The organism is Motilimonas sp. E26 (assembly GCF_021278025.1).
GTDB lineage: Bacteria > Pseudomonadota > Gammaproteobacteria > Enterobacterales > CBDFNC01 > Motilimonas.
In genome coordinates, this window is sequence record NZ_JAIBHJ010000054.1 from 1 (window position 1) to 3,120 (window position 3,120).

Sequence of the window (3,120 nt, forward strand, 5' to 3'; positions counted from 1 at the left end):
CTTAGGTGTTGTATGGTTAAGCCTCACGGGTCATTAGTACAGGTTAGCTCAATGCCTTACAACACTTACACACCCTGCCTATCAACGTTGTAGTCTCCAACGGCCCTTTAGGACCCTCAAGGGGTCAGTGAGAACTCATCTTGATGCTCGCTTCCCGCTTAGATGCTTTCAGCGGTTATCGATTCCGAACTTAGCTACCGGGCAATGCTATTGGCATAACAACCCGAACACCAGCGGTTCGTCCACTCCGGTCCTCTCGTACTAGGAGCAGCCCATCTCAATTCTCAAACGCCCACGGCAGATAGGGACCGAACTGTCTCACGACGTTCTAAACCCAGCTCGCGTACCACTTTAAATGGCGAACAGCCATACCCTTGGGACCGACTTCAGCCCCAGGATGTGATGAGCCGACATCGAGGTGCCAAACACCGCCGTCGATATGAACTCTTGGGCGGTATCAGCCTGTTATCCCCGGAGTACCTTTTATCCGTTGAGCGATGGCCCTTCCATTCAGAACCACCGGATCACTATGACCTACTTTCGTACCTGCTCGACGTGTCTGTCTCGCAGTTAAGCTGGCTTATACCATTACACTAACCGTACGATGTCCGACCGTACTTAGCCAACCTTCGTGCTCCTCCGTTACTCTTTGGGAGGAGACCGCCCCAGTCAAACTACCCACCAGACAGTGTCCCAAGACCCGATTCAGGGCCCATGGTTAGAACATCAACACTACAAGGGTGGTATTTCAAGGTTGACTCCACGACATCTGGCGACGCCGCTTCTAAGTCTCCCACCTATCCTACACATGTAGGGTCAATGTTCACTGCCAAGCTATAGTAAAGGTTCACGGGGTCTTTCCGTCTAGCCGCGGGTACACAGCATCTTCACTGCGATTTCAACTTCACTGAGTCTCGGGTGGAGACAGCGTGGCCATCATTACGCCATTCGTGCAGGTCGGAACTTACCCGACAAGGAATTTCGCTACCTTAGGACCGTTATAGTTACGGCCGCCGTTTACCGGGGCTTCGATCAAGAGCTTCGTCCGAAAACTAACCCCATCAATTAACCTTCCGGCACCGGGCAGGCGTCACACCGTATACGTCATCTTACGATTTTGCACAGTGCTGTGTTTTTAATAAACAGTTGCAGCCACCTGGTATCTTCGACCAGCGTCAGCTTAGGGAGCAAGTCCCATCACCAACACCGGCGTACCTTCTCCCGAAGTTACGGTACCATTTTGCCTAGTTCCTTCACCCGAGTTCTCTCAAGCGCCTTGGTATTCTCTACCCGACCACCTGTGTCGGTTTGGGGTACGATTCGATGTTATCTGAAGCTTAGAGGCTTTTCCTGGAAGTATGGCATCAATGACTTCATCACCTTAGTGACTCGACATCGTGTCTCAGCGTTAACAAAGACCCGGATTTTCCTAAGTCTTCCGCCTACGCACTTGAACCAGGACAACCAACGCCTGGCCCACCTAGCCTTCTCCGTCCCCCCATCGCAATAACACCAAGTACGGGAATATTAACCCGTTTCCCATCGACTACGCCTTTCGGCCTCGCCTTAGGGGTCGACTCACCCTGCCCCGATTAACGTTGGACAGGAACCCTTGGTCTTCCGGCGTGCGGGTTTTTCACCCGCATTATCGTTACTCATGTCAGCATTCGCACTTCTGATACCTCCAGGATGCCTTACAGCTTTCCCTTCAACGGCTTACAGAACGCTCCTCTACCATGCATGCAAGCATGCATCCGTAGCTTCGGTGACTAGCTTAGCCCCGTTACATCTTCCGCGCAGACCGACTCGACCAGTGAGCTATTACGCTTTCTTTAAAAGATGGCTGCTTCTAAGCCAACTTCCTGGCTGTCTGAGCCTTTCCACATCGTTTCCCACTTAGCTAGTACTTTGGGACCTTAGCTGACGGTCTGGGTTGTTTCCCTTTCCACGACGGACGTTAGCACCCGCCGTGTGTCTCCCGTGATTGCACTCATTGGTATTCGGAGTTTGCATCGGGTTGGTAAGTCGGGATGACCCCCTAGCCGAAACAGTGCTCTACCCCCAATGGTGAGACACGAGGCGCTACCTAAATAGCTTTCGAGGAGAACCAGCTATCTCCCGGTTTGATTGGCCTTTCACCCCCAGCCACAAGTCATCCGCTAATTTTTCAACATTAGTCGGTTCGGTCCTCCAGTACCTGTTACGGCACCTTCAACCTGCCCATGGCTAGATCACCGGGTTTCGGGTCTAATCCTAGCAACTATGGCGCCCAGTTAAGACTCGGTTTCCCTACGGCTCCCCTATGCGGTTAACCTTGCTACTAAAATTAAGTCGCTGACCCATTATACAAAAGGTACGCAGTCACGGAACAAGTCCGCTCCCACTGCTTGTACGTACACGGTTTCAGGTTCTATTTCACTCCCCTCACAGGGGTTCTTTTCGCCTTTCCCTCACGGTACTGGTTCACTATCGGTCAGTCAGGAGTATTTAGCCTTGGAGGATGGTCCCCCCATATTCAAACAGCATTTCACGTGTGCCGTCCTACTCGATTTCACTTTAAAGGCATTGTCGTGTACGGGACTATCACCCTGTATCGTGGCACTTTCCAGAGCCTTCCACTAACACCAATAAAGCTTAAGGGCTAATCCGGGGTCGCTCGCCGCTACTGCCGGAATCTCAATTGATTTCTTTTCCTCGGGGTACTTAGATGTTTCAGTTCTCCCGGTTCGCCTCACATGCCTATGTATTCAACATGTGATACCTGTAAACAGGTGGGTTTCCCCATTCGGACATCGTGGGATTAACGCTTGTTGTCAACTCCCCCACGCTTTTCGCAGACTTCCACGTCCTTCATCGCCTCTGACTGCCAAGGCATCCACCGTGCACGCTTATTCACTTAACCATACAACACCTAAAAGGTGTTCTATTGTTTGACGATTGAACGTCATTTGCCTAGATATTACACAAGACACTTGCGAACAAGTTTGGTAACCCTACTGGATTACCTGTGCTAAGTTTTTACGCTTAGCGATAACACATTGCTGCGTTATCATTTTGTTTGCTTGATAACTTCTTATTGCTAAGAAGTATCGGTATTGAACATCATCAAAACTTGCGTTT

The 3,120-nt window shown here is 50.8% G+C and carries 1 rRNA gene; it reads right to left on the minus strand.

The features are described from left to right. Nucleotides 1-12: 12 nt before the first annotated feature. Nucleotides 13-2,902: ribosomal RNA gene (locus K1M91_RS20910) — 23S ribosomal RNA — on the minus strand. Nucleotides 2,903-3,120 lie beyond the last annotated feature (218 nt).